Raw genomic sequence first — 18,320 nt, forward strand, 5'->3', positions numbered from 1 at the left:
CAGGGGGCCGCTGAGCCGGATGAGGCTCAGTCGGCCACCGAGACGATGCCCGACGTGATAGGGGTCGAGGTCCCGTACGGCGCGCCGGTGATCACGAACACGAGGCCGCGGTCCTGGGGGTTGCCCGGTCCATCGAGCGGGATCGTGAACCGGCTGTACCCACGCGGCATCGGCGACGACAGTCGCGTCCACTTCGAAGGATCGCCGAGGTCGCGGTTGATGAAGAAGTCCGCGTCGTCGTTGTCGGTGACGACGATGGCTCCATTGGTGTCGCCCGTGTCCGACCACGACACGATCGGCGCCGCGTTCGGGGCGTAGCCATTGGGATCGAGCAGCGGGATGGTCTCGGAGAATCGGAACGACTCCGGGTCCGCCGCCAGGCGGTAGTGCACGTGGTACGTGTAATTGGCCTGGTTCGGGTTCACCGGGTCGACGGGCTGACCGTACTCGAAGGTCATGATCCAGAGGTCTCCCCGCAAGCGCGCCACCGACGTCATGCCAGGACGCTCCGCATAGGTCGTCCCCGTCACGTCATCGACGACCGGACCCCAGGTGACCAGGTCCGTGCTGGTCTGGTGGGAGAGCTTCTGTCCGAAGTTCGGGTCACGCTGATCGGAGTAGTAGCAGATCAGCACGTCGTTGTGGAGAAGCAGGAACGGCTCCCAGACCGGCGTGGCGCCGTTGGTGGTGTTGGCCGGCCCACCCTGAGCCACCGTGCTGAGGAACTGCCACGTGAGCCCGCCGTCCGTGCTCGCGTAGAGCTGGATGTTGGTGCCGACTCCGCCGAGCTGATTGCACGAGAAGAGCAGTGCACCCTTGGGCAGGCCCGCGAAGGCACGGGGCAGCTCGTACAGGAAGGGCTGCAGGGCGAATCCGGTGGTGGGGATGCTGCTGTACGGCGCCCAGGTCTGGCCGTTGTCGTCGCTCCGGTAGACCGTGAATCCGCGTCCGCCCTGATACGTGGCGAGGATCGTCTGGGCCTGCCCCGCAGGGGCCGACGCAGTGAGTCGCACGGCGCGAGCGTACGACCCGCGCGCAGTTCCCATCGGAATCGGACCGAAGGTGCTGTCACCCGTGGACGGTGAGCCGGGAACGCCCGAGTCTGCGAACGCCGGCATCGCCGACAGCCCCAGGCTCGCGCCGGCGACCAGGGTGGCGCTCGCCCCGAGGAACGCGCGCCGTGAGAGCCGCGAGCTGCGTGTAGTTCCGTCTTCCTGAGATGCGTGGTATTGCATGGTTCCTCCTCTGTGAAGTACCCCGGCCGCCAGACACCGTCGTGTGGTTTGCATTGCGTCGGGGAAAACGTTGGAAGGTTATCTTGTGTTAAATTTCGCGCGCAAACTTTTTGGAAAGGTCTGCCTCTCAGAGAGATTCGAGCGATCGCCGCAGTTTTGGAAAATAACACTTGAGTTGGGATTTTCTCCCTCCTTTGCGTGCCAGCTATGGGGGAAACGTGAGATTCGTCCGAGTTGCCGCCATGCCCAACAGATTGCGAGTGCCAGCGAGACTCCTCTCGGTCAATTCCATCGTTGTACCGTAGCGCTCGAAGCCGTGACTGCCGGTCCTGGCGTCAGCCGCCGAGCGCGAGCTGGCGGAGGATGCGCCACGTATACACGTGGTCATCTCGCCCGAGTTCGATGAGCGAGAGGCGCGGACGGGCGACCGAGATGTCCTGCTCGGGCAGGCTCCGCGCAGCGTCCTCGACACGGGCGAGATCCGTGTCGCCCGAGAAGTAGGCAAGCGTCACGTGCGGCTGGAAGATGCTGTCGTCCCGCACATCGCGAACTGTGCTCACGGCACGGGACTGGACGGCCTTGAGGTCGTCGAGCCAGGAGGCGGGCCTCGTCGCGAGCCCGAACCCTTCGCTGTAAACGAACGACCGCGAGAACCGCAGCGGGCTTGTCACGGTCGTCTCTGCCCAGGTGAAGACCGTGTCTGCCAGGGCGTCGAGCGCGCGATCGTCGACCTCGGTGGTGAACCCGACGCCCGTCATCGTCAGGTGCAGCCACTCGACCGGAACGATGTCGACAGCCGTGGCGCCCCGAAGATCGGCGGCGACTGGCCGCACGGCGTCGTGCAATTCGGCCGCGTCCTCGAAGGTGAGGTGGAACGTCACGTACCGAGAACCGGGGCGCCATCCCGGACGCCACCACCAGTGATCGCGCGTCCCGTCGACGGTCCTCTGCGTGCTCTCCATCGGCCGATGCTACCGACTGCCGCCGCGACGCCCTGCTGGTGATCCGCATGACTCAGTTCGCCGAGGCCTGCACCGCGAATCGCACGGAATACGTCGCGCATGCGCCCTTCGGACGCTGAGCCGACAGCAGGCCGTGACGCGACGCGGGTAGCCTGATCGCCGCAGGCGATGAACGGAGGCGGCGAGATGGATGCGGAACGCGCCGCGCCGCGACGGAGCCAGCGTCGTCGTATCGTGATCGTCCTATGCCTGAACGCGGCGCTGATCGTCGGTCTCGTGATCGCCGGCCTGGTGGCGAACTCGGTGAGCGTGCTGGCCGCGGCCGGCGACACGGTGGCCGATTGCTTCGGACTGATCGTGGGCCTGATCGCGATCAGACTGCGCGACAGAGACCCCGACCACCCGCTCGCCCAGCGGCCCATTGCGGTCGCCGCCCTCGTGAACGCGACGCTTCTCCTCGTCGTCGTGGCCACGATCGCGGTCGAGGCGGTCTCTCGTCTGCTCGAGGGAGCACCGCCGGTCGAGGGTCTGCCGATGATCATCGTCTCCGTCATCACGATGCTGGTGATGCTCGCCGGCGCTGTCGTGCTGGGAAGGTCCGCGGCGACCGAAGACCTGCACATGCGGTCGGTGCTGCTGGATTCGCTCGCGGATGCGGCCGCCGCGGCCGCGATCGCCGTGGCGGGGCTCATCATCCTGGTGACCGGTGGACTGTACTGGCTCGATCCGGTGCTGGCCCTCGTCGTGTCCGCGGTGGTCGCGGTGGCGGCGATCCAGCTGCTGGTCAAGGCGATCGCATCGCTGCGCGGTGCGGACGTCGACTTCGACGACGACTGAGGGGATGCCGATCCCGATCGTAGGGAATCGGCTCCGCGAGCGGCGAGGCGGCCGGCGTAGGCTCGGCCCGATGTCGTCGGCGTTCGCGCCGGTCGCACGGACAGTCGCTCCACGAGAGGGGTCTCATGCTCCAGGCGGTCATCGTGGGTCACGGCGGCCCGGAGAAGCTGCGGCTGCGCGAGGGTCTTGACCCCGAGCCAGGCTCGGGCGAGGCGCGCATCCGCGTCAGGGCGAGCGGAATCAACTTCGCCGACATCCTCGCCAGACAGGGCCTGTACCCCGATGCGCCGAAACCGCCCGTCGTGGTCGGCTACGAGGTGTCGGGCTCGGTCGACGCGGTCGGCGGCGGAGTCGACCCCGCATTGGTCGGCGCCGAGGTCATCGGGCTCACGCGTTTCGGCGGCTACGCGGACGTCGTCTCTGTTCCCGTGGGACAGGTCTTCGCGAAGCCGCCCGGCTTGACGCACCAGGAAGCAGCCTCCCTCCCCGTGGCGTATCTCACGGCGTGGCAGCTCCTGGTGGTGATGGGCGGGTTGAAGCCGGAAGAGACCGTGCTGATCCACAACGCCGGCGGAGGCGTGGGCTTGGCGGCCATCGACATCGCCCGGCATATCGGCGCGACGATCTACGGCACGGCCAGCGGCGCGAAGCATCCGTTCCTGCGCGAGCGCGGCGTTCACGAGCTCATCGACTACCGCACGACCGATTGGACGACAGAGGTCGACCGTCTCACGGGCGGCAGGGGTGTCGCGCTCGTGACCGATCCGCTCGGCGGCACTCACTGGAAGAAGAGTTACCGTGCGCTGCGTTCAGGCGGTCGGCTCGGGATGTTCGGCGTCTCGACCGCGACGTCGTCGAAGCTGCCAGGCCCGCTGCGCCTGGGCAGGGCCGCGGCCGGCATGCCGTTGTTCCATCCCGCGGCGCTCATGAACGCGAACAAGGCCGTCTTCGGCGTCAATCTCGGTCACATGTGGGGCGAGGTCGAGATGATCGCGGGGTGGATGCTGACTCTGCTCGAGGGGGTGGATGCGGGGTGGGTCCGGCCGCACATCGACCGCAGCTTCCCGCTCGCGGAGGTTGCGGCAGCCCACCTTTACATCGAGCAGCGCAGGAACATCGGCAAGGTCGTGCTGACCAGCTGACGGGGCTTCCGCGAGCGGGGATCCTGATCCGGCTATGAGTCGCGCGTTGTCTCGTCGACGATGCGTTTCGTGAACTCGTCGGTCAGCCGTGCGGTCTCAGCCTTCTTCTCAGCCACGTTCTCCGCCGTCGCTGACTGCCATTCAGCCGACAGCCGGTCCTCCAGATCCTGGATCTGGAGGCGGATCGCCTCGTTCGTCTGCTGGCCCGCTTTGCGGACCACGCGCACCGCGCTGTCGACGATCCGGCGCTCCAACAGCAGCACGACGCCCACCAGCATCAGCGTCGTGCCGATGTTGGCCAGTACCCCGGCGACGTAGCCCGAGCGCGCGGCCGCGGGCACCGCGACCGCCCCGAACGCGATGGCGGCCAGACCCAGCACGATGCAGGTGACGAACCACCCCCAGCGGATGCGGATCGGGCTGGGCTTCGGCGACTCCGTCATCCCGCCAGCGTAGGCTCCCGCCCCGCACGCGGATCACATCGGCGGCGGTCTGTCACCCTGCGGCGGCGAGGCATTCGGGGCGCCCTGCTCGTCTCGGGTCTCCCCGTCAGCATGTTCGGACGTGGCGGGGGCGGCCGGGGCCAGGAACGGTGCTGCGCACGCGACGCCGAGCAGCAGCATCAGGCCCGTCACGAGTGTCACCAGCCATGCACCTTCCGGCGCTGCCAAGCGAGGGCGAGCAGCGTGCCGGACAGTGCACCGGGGAAGAGGATGGCGCCGAACGTGCCCCACCACGTGAAATGCGAGTCCGGTCCCGCGATTTCGACCATGTACGCCCTCAGCGCCGCGGCCCACGTCACACCGGCGAGTGCTCCGAGCACGATCGTGCCCACGCGCCCGAGCCCCCATCCGATCGCACCGCCTCCGGACCGCATGTACGCACACTAGTGCGATCAGCGCTGCCCGGCACTCCCCGTGCATCATCGGGTGCCGCCTGGCGGCGGCTCGCGTTCGGCTGGACGGGAGTCGGCTCACGCGAGTGACCTTGCCGTGGAAACCCGGATGTCGGATGCTGGCACCGTCACCCGCTCGAGCGCCTGACGCGATCAAGGAGGACAGCCATGCTTCAGCAATTCCGATTCGATGCGATCATTCCGGCAACGGATCTCGAACGAGCGCGACGCTGGTATGCCGACAAGCTGGGGCTCGATGAACCCAGAGTGGCACCGGAAGGGCTCTACTACGACTGCGCTGACGGAACGCGGTTCCTTCTCTATCAGGCCGGTGGGCCCGCGAGCGGCCAGCACACGCAAGGCGGCTGGGTCGTGCACGACATCGAGGAGGTCGTGGCGGACCTGAAATCGCGCGGCGTCGAGTTCGAGGAATACGATCTCCCGGGCCTGAAGACCGTCGACTCGATCGCCGACTTGGGCGGAGAGCGCGGAGCGTGGTTCCGCGACAGCGAGGGCAACGTATTGACTGTCGGGCAATTGGTGTGAGCGCGCAGCTCGTTCTTGTCACCGTGCGGGGCGCACCATGGCGGTGTCGTCCGGGTGCCCGAATCCGAACTGTTCGTAGAGACCGTGGGCGTCACCTGTGAACAGGGTCCAGCGGAAGTCGCGTCCGGGACCGTCGTCGATCATCAGTTCCAGGATGCGCTTGCCCAGGCCGTTGCCCCGGTGCCCTTCGAGCACGAAGACATCCGCGAGGTAAGCGAAGCCGACGCCGTCGGATACGGCACGCGCATAGCCGACCTGCGCGCCGTTGTCGGTGCGGTAGGCCCCGACAACGCGCCATGCACCCACGATCTGCGCGTCGACATCGGCGCGGCTGCGCTGGCGACCCCAATACGCCTCGGTCGACAGCCAGGCCCAGACTGCGTCCGGCTGGATGCGGGCGGGGTCATCGTCGACTTCGTAATCCATGCGGCCATTCTCATGCCGGGTTCGCGGGCCGAGCTGCTGGAGTTGCGCTCCGGGCTCGAGATCTCAGTCGTACGGCTCGCGGCCGGCCGGCGACCCGTCTCGCCGCTGCATCCGCCGCCTCCGGCGGCCTCGGCTCCGAGCCCCTGGCGGCGGCGACGACTTAGGCGCCGAACTCCTCAGCGGATACGCTGGCCCCATGCCCCCCTCCGGCGATGCAGGCACCTCCGCGGTCGAGCGCTCCTTCACGGATGCGCACGACATCCAGATCGTCTTCGACGCCTACCCCGCGGCGGGCGAGGCGCGCGGCGTCGTCCAGCTGCTCCACGGCGTGGGCGAGCACGCCGGGCGCTACGTCAACCTCATCTCGGCGCTGACGTCGGCCGGCTTCGCCGTCTACGCCGACGACCACCGCGGCCACGGCCGCACCGGCATGGGACACCATGGCGAGGCGTCGAAGCTCGGGCAGCTCGGACCGGGCGGCCATCGCGCCGCGGTGGACGCCGTGTGGATGCTCACCCAGCTCATCGCGGTGGAGAACCCCGGCCTGCCGATCGTCCTCCTCGGCCACTCGTGGGGCTCGTTCCTCGCGCAGAAGCTCATCAACGCGCATCCGGACGCCTACGACGGGCTCGTACTGTCGGGATCGTCGCTGCTCTGGCCGGGGGCCTTGAACGCGGGCGATCTCAACAAGCCCTGGCGGGGGAAGGATGCGACAGGCCTCGAGTGGCTCTCGAGCGACCCCGCCGTCGCCGCCGAGTTCGCCGCAGATCCCATGACTGTCGACAAGCCGCTGCCACAGCTGTTCGGCATCGTAGAGGCGGCTCGCCTGTACGGAAAGCCGCGTAAGAACCTCGGCCGCGACATCCCGACGCTCCTGATGGTGGGCGGTGAGGACACAGTCGGGGGCCCCCGCAGCGTCCATATGCTCGCAGATGCATACCGCACCCGCTCCCGCTTCACCGACGTGACGACGCTCGTCTACCCCGGCGACCGCCACGAGATCTTCAATGAGAAGGACCAGGCCGAGGTGCGTGCCGACCTCCTCGCCTGGCTCGACAGGCACTACCCCTCGCGCGACTGACGACCCGTACGCTGGGATGATGCACGGCGAATACAAGGTCCCCGGCGGAAAGCTCGTCGTCGTCGACCTGGAGGTCCGCGACGGCCGAATCTCGGACTTCCGCCTCGCGGGCGACTTCTTCCTCGAACCCGACGAGGCCCTGAACGACATCGACGCCGCGGTCGACGGCCTCCCGGCCGAGACCGACGCGGCGGGCATCGCCGCCGCTGTCCGGAAGGCGCTCCCGGAAGGCGCGCAGCTGCTCGGCTTCACCCCCGAATCCGTCGGCACCGCCGTGCGCCGCGCACTCGTGACGGCTCCGGGGTGGCGCGATTTCGCGTGGGAGGTCGTGCGCGAGCATCCCGTGTCGCCGCGCATGAACCTCGCCCTCGACGAGGTGCTGACCACACGCGTCGGCGACGGGCGCCGCAACCCCACGCTGCGCGTGTGGGAGTGGAACGAGTCCGCCGTGGTGATCGGCTCGTTCCAGTCGGTGAGGAACGAGGTCGACCCCGAGGGCGCGAAGCGGCACGGGTTCGACGTGGTCCGGCGGATCTCGGGCGGCGGAGCCATGATGATGGCCGCGAACTCGATCGTGACCTACTCGCTGTATGTGCCGGCATCCCTCGTCGCGGGCATGACCTTCGCCGACTCGTATGCGTTCCTCGACGACTGGGTGCTGCAGGCGCTCCGCGCCCTCGGCATCGACGCGGTCTACCAGCCGCTCAACGACATCGCCGGGCCGCATGGCAAGATCGGCGGCGCCGCGCAGAAGCGCCTCGCCAACGGGGGAGTGCTCCACCACGCGACCCTGAGCTACGACATGGACGGTCAGGTCATGACCGAGGTCCTGCGCATCGGTCGCGAGAAGCTCAGCGACAAGGGCACCGTCTCTGCCGCGAAGCGCGTCGACCCCCTTCGCAGCCAGACGGGCCTGCCGCGCGAGGCCATCATCGGGAGCTTCATCGACACGTTCTCGAACCTCTACGGCGCCGTTGCCGGATCCATCACCGATGAGGAATATGCCGAGGCCGAAGCGCTCGTCGCCTCGAAGTTCGCCACGGATGCATGGCTGAACCGCGTGCCGTGACGGGCGGGGGTTCGCCGACGGCGGTCCAGATCCGTCAGGGCGACAACCTCGCGATCATGCGCACGCTGCCGGCCGGCGCCTTCACAGTGGTCTACCTCGATCCGCCGTTCAACACCGGTCGTCTGCAGACGAAGGCCGTGGTCACCGCGCGGACGATGACGTCGACGCCCGAGGGACCGGGAGAGGTGCGCCGGGGCTTCCACGGCAGGGACTACGAGCGTCTGCGCGGCGACCTGCGGACCTACGACGACCGGTTCGACGACTACTGGGGCTTCCTCGAGCCGCGGCTCGCCGAGGCCTGGCGTCTGCTCGCCCCCGACGGGACCCTCTACCTGCACCTCGACTACCGCGAGGCGCACTACGCCAAGGTCATGATGGACGCCCTGTTCGGCCGCGAGTGCTTCCTCAACGAGCTCATCTGGGCGTACGACTACGGCGCCAAGACCAGGCGGCGCTGGCCGACCAAGCACGACACGATCCTCGTGTACGTGAAGGATCCCCAGCGCTACTGGTTCGACGCCGACGCCGTCGACCGCGAGCCGTACATGGCGCCGGGGCTGGTCACGCCCGAGAAGGCCGCGCGCGGCAAGCTTCCGACAGATGTGTGGTGGCACACGATCGTGCCGACGACCGGGCGCGAGAAGACGGGGTACCCGACGCAGAAGCCGGAGGGGATCCTGAGGCGCATCGTGCAGGCATCCAGCCGTCCCGGCGACAGCGTGCTCGATCCGTTCGCCGGCAGCGGCACGACGGGAGCCGTCGCGTCCGCGCTCGGCCGGAACGCCGTGCTCATCGACGAGAACCCTGAAGCGGTCGCCGTGATGACCGCCCGAGTGCCGAATGCCACCGTCATCGCCTGACAGTTAACAGGCGGCAATAGTGTGGGGGGCATGCGCTTCGGAACATTCATCCCGCAAGGCTGGCGATTCGACCTCGTCGGCATCGACCCGAACGAACACTGGAACACCATGCGCGCCCTCGCCGAGCGCGCAGACGCCGGACCCTGGGAATCCCTGTGGGTCTACGACCACTTCCACACGACGCCCGTGCCGAGCGAGGAGGCGACGCACGAGGCCTGGACCCTCATGTCCGCCTTCGCGGCGTCGACCCGACGCATCCGTCTCGGTCAGATGTGCACCTGCATGGGCTACCGCAATCCGGCCTACCTCGCGAAGGTCGCCGCGACCGTCGACCATGTGTCGGGAGGCCGCGTCGAGATGGGCATCGGCGGCGGCTGGTACGAGCACGAATGGCGTGCGTACGGATACGGGTTCCCCGAGGTGCCCGAGCGGCTCCGGAAGCTGCGCGAGGGCGTCGACATCATGCGCCAGGCATGGACGACCGGGACGGCGACGCTCGACGGCCGCGAGTACCAGGTGGACGGTGCGATCGTGCGGCCGCTGCCGGTGCAGGAGGGCGGCATCCCGCTGTGGATCGCGGGCGGCGGCGAGAAGGTCACGCTGAAGGTCGCGGCCCAGTACGGCCAGTACACGAACTTCGCGGGCTCGATCGAGGAGTTCGACCACAAGGCGGCGGTGCTCCGCGGCCACTGCGAGAACCTCGGCCGCGACGCGGGCGAGATCACGATGTCGTCGAACTTCAACACGATCATCGCCTCGACCGAGGCCGAGGCGCGCGACCGGCTGGCCGCGGTCAAGGACCGGCTGGTGCCGTTCGTCGGGCCGGACCGCGCCGGTGCGATCGAGCACGACTACCTGGGTTCCGACGCGTTCGGCACGCCGGAGCAGATCGTGGAGAAGCTCCGCCTGCGCGGCGAGCACGGCATGGGCTACAGCATCCACTACTTCCCGGAGCTCGCGTACGACGCCTCGGGTCTGGAGCTGTTCGAGCGCGAGGTCATCCCCGCCCTCGGCTGAGCGTTCCCGTTTCGTCGTGCTCGTTCCCCGCTCGCTCGACGACCGGTCGATCGCCGGTCGTCGAGCGAGGGGGCGCTACAGCAGGGGGCGCACCCCGGCGAAGCCGTCGCGGACCACGTCGGGGCGGGATGCCGGCCCCCCGAACACACGGGTGACGCCTTCATCGTCCGACCACGCCGGCCACTCTGCACGGCCCTCGCGGACGAGCACCACGGCGGCGCCGTGCGTGGCGTCCGCCAGGGACTGCGGGGGGTTCTCGCCCACGAGCGCCGGGATGCCGACGGACGAGTCGAGGCAGTCGAACCAGAACGGCACGTCGATGCAGTGGATCGCCAACCCGGACGGTGAGCCCGCGTACGAGTAGCGGTACACCCAGGTGGGGGCATTCCCGCGGGCATCTGCCGTGCGCACGACCCCGAGCTTGAACGCCTTGTCCGAGACGTAGCGGCCGAGCACGGCCGCGTGGCCCTCGGCCACCGCGTCGGTGTTCGCGGCGAGGTAGGCCTTGCGTGCATCCGCTCTCAGGCCCAGCCTGCCGAGGAGGAGCGACAGCGGAATCCACCGCAGCTTCTTCTCGTGACCCGCGAGGACCATCGAGAACTCGTCGTCCGCCGCACCGACCACGAGCGGCTTGTCGGCACCGACTCCGGCGCGCAGCGAGTCCGGGATCGGGCGCACGACGAGGTCGCCGTCGATCGACGGACCGAGCCCGAGGCCGCCGTCGAGGAGTGCCGTGATGTCGCGCCTCGCCCGGGCCGCCGCCGTCTGCGCCTCGATGAGCCGATCCTCGTCGATCGCCTCGAACGCGGCGCGAGTGGGCTCGACGCCGAGGTGGTTCGCCACCTTCGCCGTCAGGGTCCGCGCCCGCTCCGCGGAGATGTCCGTGATGGCGGGCGACAGCGCCCACGCGCCGTGGAACAGGTGCTGCGCCTTCTCGCTGGCGAGCAGCGTCAGCACGGCTCCGCCGCCGGCGGACTGCCCCGCGATCGTGACGCGGCCCGGGTCGCCGCCGAACGCGCGGATGTTCGTCTGCACCCACTCGAGCGCGGCGATCCAGTCGTGCATGCCACGGTTGTCCGGCGCGCCGTCGACATGCCCGAACCCCACGAAGCCGAGGCGGTACGAGAGCGAGACGGTCACGACGCCGTCGCGGTTGAAGTTGCGGCCGTCGTACCACGGGCTCGCGGGCGAGCCCGAGACGTAGCCGCCGCCGTGGATCCACACGATCACGGGGAGCGCGGCATCCGTCTCTCCGGGCGCGGGAGTGAAGACGTTGACGTTCAGGGTCGCGTCGCCCGCCACCGACGGCTCGGGGATGAGCGTCACGCCGGCGTCGCCGCGCTGCGCGGTCGGGCCGAACTCGAGCGCATCGCGCACGCCCTCCCACGGCTCGACGGGCACCGGGGCGGCGAACCGCAGCTCGCCGACCGGCGGCTGGGCGAACGGGATGCCGAGGAACGCCGCGCTGCGCACGCGCGAGCCCACGGTCGGCCGCCATTTGCCGCGCACCCGGCCGGACGCGATCTCGACCTCGACGTGCGTGTCCACCTCGGTATCGCTCATGCGGGAGATCCTCTCGGTCCTGGATGGATGCGGCGACCTCACCGCGCGGGTCAGCTGGCGGCGGCGTCCGCGGGTGCCGGCACCGGCGCCAGCAGCTGGAACAGCGCGTCGATCGTCGCCGCCATGTCGACATCGGGATCGAGGAGCCACTGCAGCTGCATCCCGTCCGACGCGGCCTGGAGCAGGCGCGCGACGACCTCGGCGTCGACCCGGTCGCTGATGCGTCCGGCCTCCTGCTCTCTCCGCACCGTCTCGGTGAACAGGCGACGAACCAGGGCACTGCGCTGCAGGTAGTACTCGTGCGCCGGATGCGTCGTATCTCCGGCCTCGACGGCGAGCCTCGAGAACAGCTCGACCACGCCGGGCACCTCGCTGTTGTGCCGGATGACGCGCAGGTAGCCCTCGCGCATCGAGGCGAGGTCCACCTCGCCGGGCTCGAACTGGCCGGCGTCGATCTCGTCGCGCTTGCGGAGGATCTCGACGAACAGCTGCTCCTTCGAGCCGAAGTAGTGGAGGAGTCCCGCCTGGCTGAGGCCGACGGCATCCGCGATCTCACGGACGGATGCGCCGCGGAAGCCCTCGCGGGCGATCACCTCGAGCGCGCGCGTGAGGATCTCCTCGCGCTTTGCGACGCCCTTCGCGTACGAACCCCTCTTCGCCATGACATGAGATTAAACCCGAACGGCACTTGAAATCTCAAAACCGAATGTCGTATGGTTTTGCTTGCGCTCAGAGGCGAGCGTTCCTTCACCCCCGAGGAAACCCATGACACTGCCGTCCGAGTCGGTCCTCCCGATCACCGAGACCACCTTCGTCGCCACCGCATCCGGCAACGACGATCCGCCCACGCCCGTGAAGGGACTCCGCCGCCTCATGTGGTGGATCATCCCGGCAAACCTCGGGATCTTCCTCGTCTGGGGGGCCGTGCCCGGCATCTTGCTGCCGCAGCAGATCGCGCTGCAGTTCGGCGACGCGAACAAGGTGGCGACCTTCACGGTGGTCGCGACCGTCGGCGCCTTCGCCGCGATGATCGCTCAGCCGATCGCCGGCCAGATCTCGGACCGGACGCGGTCGCGCTGGGGTCGCCGCGCGCCGTGGATCGTCATCGGCGCTCTCGCAGGCGCGCTGTCGCTCGTCGGCCTGGCCTTCGCGAACACGGTGGTCGGCCTGATCATCGCCTGGACGCTCGTCCAGATCTGCTTCAACTTCGCGCAGGGGCCGCTGTCGGCCGTCATGCCCGACCGTGTGCCGCTCAAGCGGCGCGGAACCTTCGCGGCCCTGTCGGGGATCGGCCTGATGGTCGGCGCCCTCGGCGGATCGATCGTCGCCTCGTTCTTCTTCCACAGCATCGCCCTCGGCTACATCGTGTTCGCGGTGATCGCGGTCGTCGCCCTGATGCTGTTCGTCGCCTTCAACCCCGACCACCCGAGCACGAACCTCGCGAGGGAGCCGTTCAGCTTCGGCGACTTCCTCCGCACGTTCTGGGTCAACCCCGTCAGGCACCCCGACTTCTTCTGGGCGTTCACCGGGCGCCTGCTGCTCTACACGGGCTACTTCGCGGTCACCGGGTTCCAGCTCTACCTGCTCACCGACTACTTCCACGTCGCCAAGCCGGAGACGGTCATCCCGCTGCTCGGCATCCTGAGCCTCGTCGGCATCCTGATCTCGACCATCGTGTCGGGTCCGCTGTCCGACAAGGTCGGCCGTCGCAAGCCGTTCGTGTTCGCGTCGGCCGTCGTCGTCGCCCTCGGCTTCCTGCTCCCCTGGATGTGGCAGGACCTCACGGCGTGGATGATCATGACCTTCGTCGCGGGCTTCGGATTCGGCATGTTCCAGGCGGTGGACACGGCGCTCATGAGCGAGGTGCTGCCCTCGGCGAAGTCCTTCGCGAAAGACCTCGGCATCGTCAACATCGCCGCCACGCTCCCGCAGACCCTCGCGCCCGGCGTCGCCGGTGCGATCGTCCTCGCGTTCGGCTACAAGGCGCTCTTCCCGATCGCGATCGTGCTCGGCCTTCTGGGGGCCTTTGCGATCTGGCCGATCAAGGCGACCCGCTGATCGACTCCCGGGGGCGGCGGGATCGCCCGTCGCCCCCGGGCCACCACCCCTCCCACGAAAGGACGAGCGCATGGCCGACGTCACCGCATCAGATCTGACCCTCGAGGAGAAGGCGTCGCTCACGAGCGGCGCGAGCTTCTGGTACACCAAGCCCATCGAGCGTGTGGGCGTCCCCGCCATCATGGTGACCGACGGCCCCCACGGACTGCGCAAGCAGCGCGAGTCGGGCGACCACCTCGGCATCGGCGACAGCGTGCCGGCGACCTGCTTCCCGCCCGCCGTCGGCCTCGGCTCGTCGTGGGACGTCGACCTGATCCGCCGCGTCGGCGAGGCGCTCGGCACCGAGACGTCCATCGAGAACGTCGCCGTCCTCCTCGGCCCGGGCATCAACATCAAGCGCTCGCCGCTGTGCGGCCGCAACTTCGAGTACCTCTCCGAGGACCCGATCGTCTCAGGCGTCCTGGGAGCGGCGATCGTCAACGGCATCCAGTCGAAGGGCGTCGGCACCTCGCTGAAGCACTTCGCCGCCAACAACCAGGAGAACGACCGGATGCGGGCATCCAGCGACGTCGACCCGCGCCCATTGCGCGAGATCTACCTGCGTGGCTTCCAGCGCGTGGTCGAGGACGCGCAGCCGTGGACCGTCATGTGCTCCTACAACCGCATCAACGGCGTCTACGCCTCGGAGGACGCGTGGCTGCTCACCGAGGTGCTGCGCGACGAGTGGGGCTACAAGGGCCTCGTCGTCTCGGACTGGGGCGCCGTGAACGAGCGCGTCCCGAGCCTCGCCGCCGGCATGGATCTCGAGATGCCCTCGTCGAACGGCGTCACCGACGCGCAGCTCGTTGCCGCCGTCCAGGACGGCTCGCTCGACGAGGCCGTGCTCGACACCGCCGTGAACCGCGTGCTCGACCTGGTCCGCAAGGCGACCGACGGCGCGGGTGCTGTCGAGGGTCCCCTCGACGTCGACGCGCACCACGCGCTTGCCCGCGAGGCCGCCGGCCGTTCGATCGTGCTCCTGAAGAACGACGGCGACCTGCTGCCGCTGGCGAAGGACGCGAAGATCGCCGTCATCGGCGAGTTCGCCGAGAAGCCGCGTTACCAGGGCGCCGGCTCGTCGATGATCAACCCGACGCGTCTCGACTCGGCGCTCGAGGAGATCCGCGCGCTCGCGACGCAGGAGGTCGAGTACGCGCAGGGCTTCAGCAACGCGCTCGAGGTGTCCGACGCGGAGGCCAAGGCGCTGCGCGAGGAGGCGGTGATCGCCGCATCCCGCGCAGACGTGGCGGTCGTGTTCCTCGGATTGCCCGCCCGCCTCGAGTCCGAGGGCTACGACCGCGAGGACATCGACCTCCCCGCCGGGCAGCTGGAGCTGCTCGACGCGGTCATCGTCGCCAACAAGAACGTCGTCGTGGTGCTCTCGAACGGCGGCGTCGTGGCGCTGCCGTTCGCGGCATCCGTTCCCGCGATCCTCGAGGGTTGGCTGCTCGGCCAGGCCGGCGGCGGCGGGACTGCCGACGTGCTGTTCGGCGAGGTCAACCCCTCGGGCAAGCTCACCGAGACGATCCCGGTGCGGCTCGAGAACACCCCGGCGTTCCTCGACTTCCCGGGCGAGTTCTCGCACGTCCGCTACGGAGAGGGCCTCTTCGTCGGCTACCGCTGGTACGACGCGCGCCGGATGGAGGTCGCCTACCCGTTCGGCCATGGCCTCTCGTACACGACGTTCTCGTACGGGGATGCCACGGCCGCGGTCGACGCCGACGGCGACGTCGAGGTCACCGTCGAGGTCACGAACACGGGTGACCGCGCCGGCCGCGAGGTGGTCCAGGTCTACACGTCGCTGCCCGGCTCGTCGGTGCAGCGCGCTCCGCGCGAGCTCAAGGCCTTCGCGTCGGTGGAGCTGCAGCCCGGGGAGACGCGGACCGTCACGCTGAGCGTGCGCCGCCAGGACCTCGCGTACTGGGACATCCGCGCCGACCGCTGGGTCGTCGAGGGCGGCGAGTACACGGTGGATGTCGCCGCATCCAGCCGCGACATCCGCTCCTCGGTCTCGGTTGCGGTCGAGGGCGATGCGTTGGTCCTCCCGCTCTCGCGCACGTCGTCGCTCGGCGAGGTCATGCGTCACCCGGTCGCGGGTCCGATCGTCCAGGCCCAGATCGCCCAGATGATGGCCGGCATGGGCGACGGCGCGGCCTCGATCATGCCGGAGGGCGTCGACTTCATGAAGATGATGGAGTCGTTCCCGATCGGCCGCATCGGCATGATGGGCGCGCTCGCCGGAGACGGCGCCGGCGCGAGCCCCGAGATGATCGACGGCCTCATCGCGATGGCGAACGCCCAGGCCTGACCCCTCCTCCTGACCCCTCCTCCTGACCCCTCCGACACCGCGAGCCCGCATTCGTTTCCCGAGCCCGCACCCGATATGCGTGCATCGAGTGCGGGCTGGGAAATCGAGTGCGGGCTCGCGGGCGTCAGGGCGGGCTCGAGGGCGTCCGGGCGGGCTCGCGGGCGTCCGGGTGAGGGTCCGGGGGCGGGAGGGCGAGGGGTCAGCGGCGCAGGAAGGAGAGCAGCGCCTCGTTGACCTCGGCAGCGTGGGTCAGCAGCATCCCGTGCGGTGCGCCCTCGATCTCGACGTACTCCGCGTCGGGCAGCAGCTCGCGGAACCGCCGCGCGGTCGCGTCGATCGGCAGGATGTTGTCCGCCGTGCCGTGCAGGATGAGCGCCGGCACGTCGATCTTCGGAATGTCGGCGCGGAAATCCGTGGGCCACGACAGCGGCGCCGCGACGATCGCGACGTTGCCCATCTGGTTGGCGACCTGAACGCTCGCGGCGACCGCCTCGGGCGAGATGCGCGATCCGAGCAGGTCGTCGAGGTTGTAGAAGTCGTGGAAGAAGCCGGTGAGGAACGCCCACCGATCGGCGCGCACAGCCGCCGACACGCCGTCGAAGTACTCCTGCGGAGCGGCGCCGGCGGGGTTGTCGTCGGTGAGGAGCAGGTAGGGCTCCAGTGAGCTGATGAACACGGCCTTCGCGACGCGCGCGCTGCCGTACGTGGAGAGGTACCGCGCGATCTCGCCCGTGCCCATCGAGAAGCCCGCGAGCACGGCATCCCGCAGGTCGAGCCGCTCCATCAGGACGTTGAGGTCTGCGGCGAACGTGTCGTACCAGTAGCCCCAGCCGGCTTTGGTGGATGCGCCGAACCCGCGCCGGTCGTACGCGATGACGCGGAAGCCCGCATCCAGCAGTGCGGCGGACTGCGCCGCCCATGACTCGCCGTTCAGCGGGAACCCGTGGATCAGCACCACCGGCTGGCCGGTGCCCTGGTCGGTGTAGAAGAGGTCGATGTCGACGGAGTTCTCGTGGTCGACCGTGATGTATGCCATGACACTCCCTTCGGGGCGGGCGGGATGCCGGCACCCCGGTCCGACGTTAGTCCCCTCCCGTCTCAGGAGTCCCGGCGCGCGCCCTCCGAAGGCTCGACCATGAAGACGACGGGCTCGGCGAAGCCGGCGTCGGCGAAGGCCCGCGTGACGGCGCGGGAGACCGCATCCGCATCCTCACGGCGCACCAGCGCGATCGCACTGCCGCCGAATCCGCCTCCGGTCATGCGGGCTCCGACGGCTCCCGCGGCGAGGGCCGCGTCGACAGCCGTGTCGAGCTCGGGGCACGAGACCTCGAAGTCGTCGCGGAGCGACACGTGCGATGCGACGAGCAGATCTCCGATGGCCAGCGGACCGTCCTCGCGCAGGAGGCGCACGGTGTCGAGCACGCGCTGGTCCTCGGTCACGACATGGCGCACCCGGCGGTAGGTCGTCTCGTCGAGCACCTCGCGCGCGCGGTCGAGGTCGTCGGGGGAGAGATCGCGCAGCGCCTTCACCCCGAGCGCTTCCGCGCCGCGCTCGCACGCCGCACGGCGATCGCCGTAGCCGCCGGTCGAGTGGGCGTGCGCGACCCGCGTGTCGATCACGAGCAGCTCCAGGCCCGCGGCGGCGAAGCCGAGGTCGACCGGCGTGCCCTCGAGCGACCGGCAGTCGATGAAGATCGCCGCATCGCGGCGGCCGAGCATCGACGCCATCTGATCCATGATCCCGGTCGGTGCGCCGACGGCCTCGTTCTCGGCACGGCGGCCGATGCGGGCGAGGGCGGTGGCGTCGAGGTCGAGTGCCCAGACGTCGCGCAGGGCGGATGCGGTGGCCCCCTCGATCGCGGCGGACGACGAGAGTCCGGCGCCGACGGGAACGTCCGAGGCGAGGGCGATGTCGACGCCGACCGCGTCGTCGACGCCTCCGGCGAGTAGCGCCCAGGCCACCCCGAGGGGGTATGCCGCCCATTCGGGAACGGCATCCCGCGGGAACTCTCCCACGGCGAGGTCGGCGAGGTCGATCTCCACGGGCTCGGGGTCGAACGTGGATGCCACGCGGATCCGCCCGTCGTCGCGCACGCGCACGGCTGCGACGGTGCGGCGGTCGATCGCGAAGGGCAGAACGAACCCGTCGTTGTAGTCGGTGTGCTCGCCGATGAGGTTGGCCCGGCCGGGCGCGGACCAGATGCCGTCGGGCTCGGCGCCGGTCATGACGGCGAGCAGGGCGCACGCGGCGCCGATGGGGTCTTCCGGCGCGATCATCGCGT

The 18,320-nt window shown here is 69.3% G+C and carries 18 protein-coding genes; 9 read left to right on the plus strand and 9 right to left on the minus strand.

The window, feature by feature from the left end; translation table 11 throughout:
* Nucleotides 1-26 precede the first annotated feature (26 nt).
* Both AC0NZN_RS08325 and AC0NZN_RS08330 read right to left on the minus strand, forming a co-directional pair.
* Entirely contained in the window at nt 27-1,235 is a 1,209-nt protein-coding gene (locus AC0NZN_RS08325) for a sialidase family protein (RefSeq protein ID WP_474591822.1), read from the minus strand.
* Nucleotides 1,236-1,570: 335 nt separating this feature from the next.
* Nucleotides 1,571-2,197, minus strand: coding sequence for a 2'-5' RNA ligase family protein (locus AC0NZN_RS08330; protein ID WP_474591823.1), 627 nt, complete (start codon nt 2,195-2,197; stop codon nt 1,571-1,573).
* Between the two features lie 168 nt (nt 2,198-2,365).
* Here AC0NZN_RS08330 and AC0NZN_RS08335 point away from each other — a divergent pair, with 168 nt between their 5' ends.
* Nucleotides 2,366-3,034 carry a cation diffusion facilitator family transporter gene (locus AC0NZN_RS08335; protein WP_474591824.1) on the plus strand — a complete coding sequence of 223 codons (669 nt, stop codon included), beginning with the start codon at nt 2,366-2,368 and terminating at the stop codon, nt 3,032-3,034.
* Between the two features lie 125 nt (nt 3,035-3,159).
* The gene (locus AC0NZN_RS08340) at nt 3,160-4,176 is read left to right on the plus strand and encodes a synaptic vesicle VAT-1 family membrane protein (RefSeq protein ID WP_474591825.1); all 1,017 of its coding nucleotides are present in this window, start codon (nt 3,160-3,162) and stop codon (nt 4,174-4,176) included.
* Between the two features lie 32 nt (nt 4,177-4,208).
* Here the strand turns inward: AC0NZN_RS08340 and AC0NZN_RS08345 are convergent, their stop codons facing one another.
* Nucleotides 4,209-4,619 (minus strand): hypothetical protein, encoded by a 411-nt coding sequence (locus AC0NZN_RS08345; RefSeq protein WP_474591826.1) that lies wholly within the window; start codon nt 4,617-4,619, stop codon nt 4,209-4,211.
* A 197-nt stretch (nt 4,620-4,816) separates the two neighbouring features.
* Nucleotides 4,817-5,053, minus strand: a complete 237-nt coding sequence (locus tag AC0NZN_RS08350) for a hypothetical protein (protein WP_474591827.1) — start codon at nt 5,051-5,053, stop codon at nt 4,817-4,819.
* Between the two features lie 186 nt (nt 5,054-5,239).
* Between AC0NZN_RS08350 and AC0NZN_RS08355 the strand changes: the two genes are divergently transcribed.
* Entirely contained in the window at nt 5,240-5,617 is a 378-nt protein-coding gene (locus tag AC0NZN_RS08355) for a VOC family protein (protein ID WP_474591828.1), read from the plus strand.
* Nucleotides 5,618-5,635: 18 nt separating this feature from the next.
* On the opposite strand, the gene AC0NZN_RS08360 is transcribed toward AC0NZN_RS08355, so the two are convergent.
* Nucleotides 5,636-6,043 carry a GNAT family N-acetyltransferase gene (locus AC0NZN_RS08360; RefSeq protein ID WP_474591829.1) on the minus strand — a complete coding sequence of 136 codons (408 nt, stop codon included), beginning with the start codon at nt 6,041-6,043 and terminating at the stop codon, nt 5,636-5,638.
* A gap of 196 nt (nt 6,044-6,239) precedes the next feature.
* On the opposite strand from AC0NZN_RS08360, the gene AC0NZN_RS08365 reads away from it, so the two are divergent.
* From AC0NZN_RS08365 to AC0NZN_RS08380, 4 genes are read left to right on the plus strand one after another with little or no spacing between them, the layout of a single operon-like run.
* A complete protein-coding gene (locus tag AC0NZN_RS08365; protein ID WP_474591830.1) occupies nt 6,240-7,124 on the plus strand; it encodes an alpha/beta fold hydrolase in 885 nt (294 codons plus the stop codon).
* A gap of 19 nt (nt 7,125-7,143) precedes the next feature.
* Nucleotides 7,144-8,193 carry a lipoate--protein ligase family protein gene (locus tag AC0NZN_RS08370; RefSeq protein WP_474591831.1) on the plus strand — a complete coding sequence of 350 codons (1,050 nt, stop codon included), beginning with the start codon at nt 7,144-7,146 and terminating at the stop codon, nt 8,191-8,193.
* Nucleotides 8,172-9,053: a DNA-methyltransferase gene (locus AC0NZN_RS08375; RefSeq protein ID WP_474591832.1), complete on the plus strand. Its 882-nt coding sequence runs from the start codon at nt 8,172-8,174 to the stop codon at nt 9,051-9,053. Before AC0NZN_RS08370 ends, AC0NZN_RS08375 begins: the two co-directional genes overlap by 22 nt.
* Nucleotides 9,054-9,083: 30 nt before the next feature.
* Entirely contained in the window at nt 9,084-10,070 is a 987-nt protein-coding gene (locus tag AC0NZN_RS08380) for an LLM class F420-dependent oxidoreductase (protein WP_474591833.1), read from the plus strand.
* Between the two features lie 75 nt (nt 10,071-10,145).
* Here the strand turns inward: AC0NZN_RS08380 and AC0NZN_RS08385 are convergent, their stop codons facing one another.
* Together AC0NZN_RS08385 and AC0NZN_RS08390 are read right to left on the minus strand one after the other, a co-directional pair.
* On the minus strand, nt 10,146-11,633 hold the full coding sequence (locus tag AC0NZN_RS08385) for a carboxylesterase/lipase family protein (RefSeq protein ID WP_474591834.1): 1,488 nt from the start codon (nt 11,631-11,633) through the stop codon (nt 10,146-10,148).
* 50 nt (nt 11,634-11,683) lie between these two features.
* Nucleotides 11,684-12,295: a TetR/AcrR family transcriptional regulator gene (locus AC0NZN_RS08390; protein ID WP_474591835.1), complete on the minus strand. Its 612-nt coding sequence runs from the start codon at nt 12,293-12,295 to the stop codon at nt 11,684-11,686.
* A gap of 103 nt (nt 12,296-12,398) precedes the next feature.
* Between AC0NZN_RS08390 and AC0NZN_RS08395 the strand changes: the two genes are divergently transcribed.
* Together AC0NZN_RS08395 and AC0NZN_RS08400 are read left to right on the plus strand one after the other, a co-directional pair.
* Nucleotides 12,399-13,691: an MFS transporter gene (locus tag AC0NZN_RS08395; protein ID WP_474591836.1), complete on the plus strand. Its 1,293-nt coding sequence runs from the start codon at nt 12,399-12,401 to the stop codon at nt 13,689-13,691.
* Between the two features lie 70 nt (nt 13,692-13,761).
* On the plus strand, nt 13,762-16,038 hold the full coding sequence (locus AC0NZN_RS08400; protein ID WP_474591837.1) for a beta-glucosidase: 2,277 nt from the start codon (nt 13,762-13,764) through the stop codon (nt 16,036-16,038).
* Between the two features lie 199 nt (nt 16,039-16,237).
* Here AC0NZN_RS08400 and AC0NZN_RS08405 read toward each other — a convergent pair whose 3' ends face one another.
* Together AC0NZN_RS08405 and galK are read right to left on the minus strand one after the other, a co-directional pair.
* A complete protein-coding gene (locus tag AC0NZN_RS08405) occupies nt 16,238-17,074 on the minus strand; it encodes an alpha/beta fold hydrolase (RefSeq protein WP_474591838.1) in 837 nt (278 codons plus the stop codon).
* A 62-nt stretch (nt 17,075-17,136) separates the two neighbouring features.
* A complete protein-coding gene (galK, locus tag AC0NZN_RS08410) occupies nt 17,137-18,315 on the minus strand; it encodes a galactokinase (RefSeq protein ID WP_474591943.1) in 1,179 nt (392 codons plus the stop codon).
* Nucleotides 18,316-18,320: the final 5 nt, after the last annotated feature.

The sequence above is a fragment of the Microbacterium sp. sgz311019 genome, assembly GCF_056135325.1.

What these genes read in the sequence shown, in the direction of transcription:
- AC0NZN_RS08340 (WP_474591825.1), top strand. Translation starts at nt 3,160, where the DNA reads ATGCTCCAGGCGGTCATCGTGGGTCACGGCGGCCCGGAGAAGCTGCGG.
- AC0NZN_RS08335 (WP_474591824.1), top strand. Translation starts at nt 2,366, where the DNA reads ATGAACGGAGGCGGCGAGATGGATGCGGAACGCGCCGCGCCGCGACGG.
- AC0NZN_RS08370 (WP_474591831.1), top strand. Translation starts at nt 7,144, where the DNA reads ATGCACGGCGAATACAAGGTCCCCGGCGGAAAGCTCGTCGTCGTCGAC.
- AC0NZN_RS08375 (WP_474591832.1), top strand. Translation starts at nt 8,172, where the DNA reads ATGGCTGAACCGCGTGCCGTGACGGGCGGGGGTTCGCCGACGGCGGTC.
- AC0NZN_RS08345 (WP_474591826.1), bottom strand. Translation starts at nt 4,619, where the DNA reads ATGACGGAGTCGCCGAAGCCCAGCCCGATCCGCATCCGCTGGGGGTGG.
- AC0NZN_RS08390 (WP_474591835.1), bottom strand. Translation starts at nt 12,295, where the DNA reads ATGGCGAAGAGGGGTTCGTACGCGAAGGGCGTCGCAAAGCGCGAGGAG.
- AC0NZN_RS08330 (WP_474591823.1), bottom strand. Translation starts at nt 2,197, where the DNA reads ATGGAGAGCACGCAGAGGACCGTCGACGGGACGCGCGATCACTGGTGG.
- AC0NZN_RS08350 (WP_474591827.1), bottom strand. Translation starts at nt 5,053, where the DNA reads ATGCGGTCCGGAGGCGGTGCGATCGGATGGGGGCTCGGGCGCGTGGGC.
- AC0NZN_RS08405 (WP_474591838.1), bottom strand. Translation starts at nt 17,074, where the DNA reads ATGGCATACATCACGGTCGACCACGAGAACTCCGTCGACATCGACCTC.
- AC0NZN_RS08360 (WP_474591829.1), bottom strand. Translation starts at nt 6,043, where the DNA reads ATGGATTACGAAGTCGACGATGACCCCGCCCGCATCCAGCCGGACGCA.
- AC0NZN_RS08355 (WP_474591828.1), top strand. Translation starts at nt 5,240, where the DNA reads ATGCTTCAGCAATTCCGATTCGATGCGATCATTCCGGCAACGGATCTC.
- AC0NZN_RS08400 (WP_474591837.1), top strand. Translation starts at nt 13,762, where the DNA reads ATGGCCGACGTCACCGCATCAGATCTGACCCTCGAGGAGAAGGCGTCG.
- AC0NZN_RS08325 (WP_474591822.1), bottom strand. Translation starts at nt 1,235, where the DNA reads ATGCAATACCACGCATCTCAGGAAGACGGAACTACACGCAGCTCGCGG.
- AC0NZN_RS08395 (WP_474591836.1), top strand. Translation starts at nt 12,399, where the DNA reads ATGACACTGCCGTCCGAGTCGGTCCTCCCGATCACCGAGACCACCTTC.
- AC0NZN_RS08385 (WP_474591834.1), bottom strand. Translation starts at nt 11,633, where the DNA reads ATGAGCGATACCGAGGTGGACACGCACGTCGAGGTCGAGATCGCGTCC.
- AC0NZN_RS08380 (WP_474591833.1), top strand. Translation starts at nt 9,084, where the DNA reads ATGCGCTTCGGAACATTCATCCCGCAAGGCTGGCGATTCGACCTCGTC.
- AC0NZN_RS08365 (WP_474591830.1), top strand. Translation starts at nt 6,240, where the DNA reads ATGCCCCCCTCCGGCGATGCAGGCACCTCCGCGGTCGAGCGCTCCTTC.
- galK (WP_474591943.1), bottom strand. Translation starts at nt 18,315, where the DNA reads ATGATCGCGCCGGAAGACCCCATCGGCGCCGCGTGCGCCCTGCTCGCC.